Origin of the sequence: Melaminivora alkalimesophila (assembly GCF_000282995.1) — a bacterium.
GTDB lineage: Bacteria > Pseudomonadota > Gammaproteobacteria > Burkholderiales > Burkholderiaceae_C > Melaminivora > Melaminivora alkalimesophila.
The window spans coordinates 1-6,782 of sequence record NZ_ALEE01000690.1 but is presented as its reverse complement, the minus strand read 5'-3'; the positions used below and the strand labels follow the sequence as shown (position 1 = coordinate 6,782).

Genomic DNA, 6,782 nt, shown 5'->3' with positions numbered 1-6,782 from the left:
GCCGGGGAGCCGCTCCTCGGCAGCCCAGCGCGCCAGCTGCTCGCAGGCCGCGTGCAGCACCCACTGGCCCAGCTGCAGGATCAGCCCGCACTCCTCGGCCAGCGGAATGAACTCCGAGGGCGGCACGAAGCCGCGCTCCGGGTGGCGCCAGCGCAGCAGCGCCTCGGCCCCCTGGATCTTCCCATGCGCCACCTTCGGCTGGTAATACAGCTCGAACTGCCCCGTCGCCAGCCCGGCCCGCATGTCGGCCTCCAGCTGCACCCGCGCCGCCACCGCCGCCTGCATCTGCGGGTCGTAGAAGCGCAGCGTGTTGCGCCCGGCCGCCTTGGCCTCGTACATGGCGAGCTCGCTGCGCTTGAGCAGCTCGTCGGCCGGCTCGCGCGTGCCGTTGAAGACCGTGATCCCGATGCTCAGCGTCGTATGGTGCGGCTCGCCCCCATCAAGCACGAAAGGCTCGCGCACCGCCTCGAGGATGGCGCGCGCCACCTCCTCGGCCTGCCTGGCGGCGTCCGTGCCGGTCGCGCCCAGCTCCTTGAGGACCACCACGAACTCGTCGCCGCCCTGGCGGGCGACGGTCGCGTCGTCGTCCAGGCAACTGCGCAGCCGCGCCGCCACACTGCGCAGCAGCCGGTCGCCCGCGCCATGGCCCCGCGTCTCGTTGATGGTCTTGAAATGGTCCAGGTCGAGCATCAGCACCGCCCCGCAGCTCTGGTGGCGGGCGCTCAGCGACAGCGCCTGCTCCAGCCGGTCGAGCAGCAGCCGGCGGTTGGGCAGGCCGGTGAGCAGGTCGTTGTAGGCGAGGTAGCGCAGTTCCTCTTCCGCCTGCTTGCGCTGCGTGGCGTCGTGGACCACCGCGACGTGGTAGCGCGCCGGCCCGCCGTCGGGGCGCATGGGAGAGGCCGTGAGCTCGACCCAGACGCTGGAGCCGTCTTTGCGCAGGTAGCGCTTTTCCATGCGAAATTCCGCCACCTCGCCGTCCAGCATGCGCTGCAGCAGCGCCTGGCTGCGCGGCAGGTCGTCCGGGTGGCTGATGTCCTGCATGCGCAGCGCCCCGAGCTCCTGGGCCGTGTAGCCGAGGATGTCGCAAAAGCGCTGGTTGACTCGCACCAGCTCGCCGGTGTCGGAGTTGACCTGCACCATGCCGACGGCCGCCTGGTTGAACACCGCCAGAAAGCGCGTCTCGCTCTCGCGTGCCGCCCTGCCTGCCAGCCGGGCATAGGCCAGCGCCTGCATGCGCCGCCGCGTGAGCTGGCCCACCAGCGCCGTCAGCAGCGCCGTAATCATCAGCGCCCCTGCCCCGAAGAGCGCCGGCTGGCGCAGCTCCTGGGGCGCAGCAAAGGAGTTTGCCGGCGCGAAGCCGAGGCGCCACAGCCGCCCGCCTACGGCAATGGAATAGCCCACGCTTTCCTGCCCCTCGGCCAGCGCGCCACCCCGGTACAGCAGCCGGCCCTGCTGCGGCGTCGGCGCATCGGTCGGGCCAATGTCGCGCACCGCCAATTCCAGGCCATCCAGGTAGCCGCGCCGACGCAGGCTCTCGATCATCCGGTCGACGCTGACGATCGCCCCCACCGCACCCAGAAACCGCGGCGGCTCGCCAGCGCCGGCGGGCACGAACACGGGCATGCGCAGGTTCACGGCAGAGCGGTCCTCGCGGTCCTGCGCCAACGCGAAGGCCGCCGAGGCCACCAACGCGCCGGTCGAGCGCGCGCGCAGCATGCCCTCCAGGTTCGCCGGCTGCGAGTGGATCTCCAGCCCCTGCGCCGGCTCGTTGCCCTCGCGCGGCCAGACGTAGTCCACGACGAAATACTCCGGCTGCTCGAGCGCCGGATGGATGCGGAAGCTGCTGGGCAGGCTGCCGTCCAGGTGCGCGTTGCTGCGTGCCTGTTCCTCGAAGGCGCTGCGCTGCCCGGCCGGCACGTGGCGCGTGAAGTGCAGGTTGCGCACGCTCACGTGGTTGACTTCCAGCTGCAGCCCGCCGGCCACGCGCTCGAAGTCGCTGCGCGACAGCCCAGGGTTGACCACCAGCAGGCTGCGCATCCCGAGCAGCAGGTCGGTCTTTGCGAGCATGCGCTGCTGCAGCACGTCCGCGGCCGAGCGCGCCTGGCGCTCGAAGCGCGCCTGCCGCAGGGCGTCCAGCTGGCGCTGCTGGTGCTCCCAGAGCGCATGGCTTGCCACCAGCCCCGCCAGCGCCACCACCCCGGCCGGTAGCCAGTGCCAGGGCAGGCGGTGCGCGAGGGGAGGAAAAGGCATGGTGACAGAAAGCGCAAATGCACAGCATAGCCCTGTTTCACCCCCTGTGGCCAGCGCCCGCGCTCGAGCCGCAGGCGCGCCCTTGGCCGACACGCGCCCGGCCGGTCGGCTCTATGCTTGGCCTTTTCTTCCCCTGCCCCAGACCGCGTGCTGTTCCGATTCTTCGAAGAGCGCCTGCCGCCCTACCCCGCCGCCGAGCCGCTCGCGCCGCCGCGCGGCTTCTTCGCCTTCCTCTGGGCCTGCACCCAGGGCATGCGCGGCTGGATCGCACTGCTGATGCTCACTTCCTCGCTGCTGGCAGTCTACGAGGCGCTGCTGTTCGCCATCATGGGCCGCGTGGTGGACTGGCTCTCGCAGGTGCCGCTGCAGGGCTTCTGGCAGTCGCAAGGCCCGGTGGTGCTGGTCATCGCCGCAGCGCTGCTGGCGAGCGTGCCGCTGCTGGCGCTGCACACCTCGGTCATGCACCAGGTCCTGGCGATCAATTTCCCGATGCGCCTGCGCTGGCTGTTCCACCGCCTGATGCTCGGCCAGAGCATGGCCTTCTACGCCGACGAGTTCGCCGGCCGCATCACCACCAAGGTCATGCAGACCGCGCTGTCGGTGCGCGAGGTGGTGTTCATGGTGGTGGACGTGCTGGTGGGCGTGAGCGTCTACATGATCGGCATCCTGGTGCTCGCCGCCAGCTTCGAATGGCGCCTGGTGCTGCCCTTTGCGCTGTGGCTGCTCGGCTATGGCGCGGCGTGCTGGTACTTCGTGCCGCGCCTGGGCGCCATCGGCCGCGCGCAGGCCGACGCCCGCTCGATGATGACCGGCCGCGTGACCGACGCCTACACCAACATCGCCACCGTGAAACTTTTCGCCCACACGCGGCGCGAGGCCGACTACGCGCGCGACGCCATGGAGGCCTTCAAGGCCACGGGCTACGCGCAGATGCGCCTGGTGAGTCAGTTCGAGATCGCCAACCACCTGATGATCACGCTGCTGCTGCTGGGCGCCGGCGGCACCGGTCTGTGGCTGTGGACCCAGGGCCAGGCGAGCGCCGGCGTGGTCGCGGCGGTGCTGGCCATGGCGCTGCGCCTGATGGGCTACTCCCACTGGATCATGTGGCAGATGACCGGATTGTTCGAGAACGTCGGCACCATCCAGGACGGCATCGCCACGCTCACGCGCCCGCGCACCGTGGTCGACGCGCCGAACGCCAGGCCGCTCGTCGTCGAGCGCGGCGAGATCGTCTTCGAGCGCGTCAGCTACGCCTACAAGGAGGGCGGGCGCTCCGTCATCGACCAGCTCGACCTGCACATCCGGCCGGGCGAGCGCATCGGCCTGATCGGCCGCTCGGGCGCGGGCAAGTCCACGCTCGTGAACCTGCTGCTGCGCCTGTCGGACGTGAGCGCCGGGCGCATCCTGATCGACGGCCAGGACATCCGCACGGTCACGCAGGACAGCCTGCGCGCGGCCATCGGCATGGTCACCCAGGACACCTCGCTGCTGCACCGCTCCATGCGCGACAACATCCTCTACGGCCGCCCCGACGCCGGCGAGGCAGCGATGCGCGCCGCCGCCGAGCGCGCCGAGGCGGCGGAGTTCATCGCCACCCTCACCGACCTGCAGGGCCGCACAGGCTACGACGCGCATGTCGGCGAGCGCGGCGTCAAGCTCTCGGGCGGGCAGCGCCAGCGCGTGGCGATCGCGCGGGTGCTGCTCAAGGACGCGCCCATCCTGCTGCTGGACGAGGCGACCAGCGCCCTGGACAGCGAGGTGGAGGCCGCCATCCAGCACAGCCTGGATGCCCTGATGCACGGCAAGACGGTGATCGCCATCGCCCACCGCCTGTCGACCATCGCCGCCATGGACCGGCTGGTCGTGCTCGACGAGGGCCGCATCGTCGAGCAGGGCAGCCACGCCGAACTGCTGGCCCGCGGCGGCATCTATGCGCGCCTGTGGGCGCACCAGAGCGGCGGCTTCATGGGCGCTTCGGCGGCTTGACGGGAGCCGCAGCGGGCGCGGCAGCCGCCCGTCCGTCCTTCGCTGCGGCCGCATCGGCCGCCATCTCGCGCGCGATCCAGGTCTCGACCATGCGCCGCGCCCGCTGGGCCTCGTGGCGCAGGCGCAGGTTCTCCCGGTCGAGCGCCCGGTAGAGGCTGACCATCACCAGCGCCATCAGCACCGCAAAAGGCAGCGCTGCGATGGTGATCAGTGCCTGCAAGGCATCCAGCCCGCCGGCAAGCAGCAGGGCGCCGGCGATCAACGCCACCGCCACCCCCCACAGCACGCGCTTGAACAGCGGCGGATCGCCCGCCTCGTCGGTGGACATGCTCGCCAGCACCAGCACCGCCGAGTCGGCCGAGGTCACGAAGAAGATGATCAGCAGCACCAGCGCCACCACCGCCAGGAAGGTGCTGCCCGGCAGGCTGTCGAACAGCACGAACAGCACCGTCTCGTAGCCATTGTCCAGCGCCTGCAACAGGTCGACCTGCCCGAACAGCTGGGCCTGCAGCGCGGCGCCGCCGAAGACCGAGAACCAGACGAAGCCCAGCAGGCTGGGTGCCAGCACCACGCCCACCACGAACTCGCGCACGGTGCGCCCGCGCGAGACCCGCGCAATGAAGGCGCCCACGAACGGAGCCCACGCGATCCACCAGGCCCAGTAGAACACCGTCCAGTCGCGCACCCAGGTGCTGTCGGAGAACGGCGACAGGCGCAGGCTCATGGTCACCAGCTGGTTGATGTAGGAGCCCAGCGTGGTCGTGAAGGTATCCAGGATGAAGCCGGTCGGCCCGATCAGCAGCACGCCGAGCATCAGCAGGCCCGCCAGCGCCAGGTTGAAGCTCGACAGCCACTTGATGCCGCGCTCCACCCCGCTGGTGCTGGACGCCATGTAGAGCACGAAGGCCACGGCGATGATGAGCAGCTGCGTCACGCGCGTGGCCGGAATGCCGAAGACCCGCTCCAGGCCGGCGGCAATCTGGATGGTGCCGAAGCCGAGCGTGGTCGCCACGCCGATGGCGGTCGCCACCACGGCCGTGATGTTCACCGCATGGCCCAGCGCCCCGCGGTGCCACCGGCCGATCACCGGCTCGAGCATGTCGCTCACCAGCCCGCGCCCGCCGCGGTTGTACTGGAACCACCCCATCGCCAGGCCGATCAGCGCGTAGATGGCCCAGGGGTGCAGGCCCCAGTGGAAGAAGGCATAGCGCATCGAGGCGCGCGCCGAGGTGGAGCTGAGCGGCTGCAAGCCCTCGGGCGGGCGCACGAAGTGCGAGATCGGCTCGGCCGCCCCCCAGAACACCAGCCCGATGCCCATGCCGGCGGCAAAGAGCATCGCCAGCCAGCTCATGCGCGAGAACTCCGGCTCGGCGTCCTCGCCGCCGATGCGCAGCTGGCCCAGGCGCCCGAAGGCCAGGTACAGCAGGAACAGCAACGCCAGGAACACCACCAGCAGGTACATCCAGCCGGCGCTGCGCACCACGGTGGCGAGCGTCGCCTGCATGGCGGTGTTGAACGGCCCCGGCGCCAGGCCGGCGAGCGCCACCAGCGCGGCGACGATGGCTATCGATATGCGAAAGACCATGGCAACCCCTGCTTTGTCATTCGGAATGTTGCGACATGCTACGCAGGCTTGGCAGTGGCAAGATAAGGTAACGCGGGGTTTCCCTGTCAGCCGGGATCCCGTCGCCCGCCAGCGCCAGCGAATAGAGACCACCGCCGAGTGCATCTGCAGCGGGCTCTCGCCCAGGTCACGCGCCATCGCCGGCAGGGCCGTGTGGACGATGCTGGCGTCCAGGTCATGGAACAGGACGGCGAGCGCGGGGCAGGGGCCGCTGTGTGCCCGCGAAGCCGCTTGCGCGCAGACGCCTGCGACGACAGCCGGCGCGCCTCCCATCCGGCCCAGGCTGTGGCTGCCGTCTTACGCCGGGGCAAGGGCGATGTTTTCTATGGTAGGGGCCATCGCCACCTGCTGGAGAGAGCCCATGTTCAAGCGATTTTTCGACCCCGCCACGATCTACGCCCGCCGCGCCCAGCGCAGCATGGACGAAGCCCGCATGGCCGCGCTCGAGCATGAAGGCGCCGCCGAGCACCACGCGGCCCTGGCACGCATGTACCGGGAGCGCGTCGCCCGCCTCCAGGCCGAGCTGGAGCCCCAACAGGCCCAGTCCTCTCTGGTCCCGGACCCGGGCGGCCAGGTGGCGCGCATCACCGCCCTGAAAAAGCGCGAGGACGCCGGCGCCGCCAAGGCCTCGCTGCTCGCGCAGGGTCTGGCCGGCTGACGCCGGCGTGCGCCAGAACCCTGGCCCCGCCCCGACTTCTCGTCTCACCCCGGCGGAGCCTCCGCCAAGAAAGGAACCACGGCCATGTCGCTGTCCCTCATTTTGCTCATCGTGCTCATCCTGGTGCTGATCGGGGTCCTCCCGACCTGGGGCTACAGCCGCTCCTGGGGCTACGGGCCCGGTGGCGGCATCGGCCTGGTGGTGCTGATCCTGATCGTGCTGCTGCTCATGGGCCGCATATGACCCCGCGGCGGGCGCCGCGCC

The 6,782-nt window shown here is 70.6% G+C and carries 5 protein-coding genes; 3 read left to right on the top strand and 2 right to left on the bottom strand.

The genetic code is table 11. The annotated features are described in order from the left end of the window. Positions 1-2,250 (bottom strand): bifunctional diguanylate cyclase/phosphodiesterase (locus A612_RS13400; RefSeq protein WP_040436937.1); only part of this gene is annotated, 2,250 nt, incomplete at its 3' end. Between the two features lie 150 nt (positions 2,251-2,400). Here A612_RS13400 and A612_RS13395 point away from each other — a divergent pair. Continuing rightward, positions 2,401-4,236 carry an ABC transporter ATP-binding protein gene (locus A612_RS13395; RefSeq protein ID WP_040436936.1) on the top strand — a complete coding sequence of 612 codons (1,836 nt, stop codon included), beginning with the start codon at positions 2,401-2,403 and terminating at the stop codon, positions 4,234-4,236. On the opposite strand, the gene A612_RS13390 is transcribed toward A612_RS13395, so the two are convergent. Then, the gene (locus tag A612_RS13390) at positions 4,214-5,821 is read right to left on the bottom strand and encodes a BCCT family transporter (RefSeq protein WP_019374972.1); all 1,608 of its coding nucleotides are present in this window, start codon (positions 5,819-5,821) and stop codon (positions 4,214-4,216) included. The genes A612_RS13395 and A612_RS13390 overlap by 23 nt on opposite strands. A 400-nt stretch (positions 5,822-6,221) precedes the next feature. On the opposite strand from A612_RS13390, the gene A612_RS13385 reads away from it, so the two are divergent. Next, positions 6,222-6,518, top strand: a complete 297-nt coding sequence (locus A612_RS13385; protein ID WP_019374971.1) for a hypothetical protein — start codon at positions 6,222-6,224, stop codon at positions 6,516-6,518. 84 nt (positions 6,519-6,602) lie between these two features. After that, entirely contained in the window at positions 6,603-6,761 is a 159-nt protein-coding gene (locus A612_RS16650; protein ID WP_019374970.1) for a DUF3309 family protein, read from the top strand. Positions 6,762-6,782 lie beyond the last annotated feature (21 nt).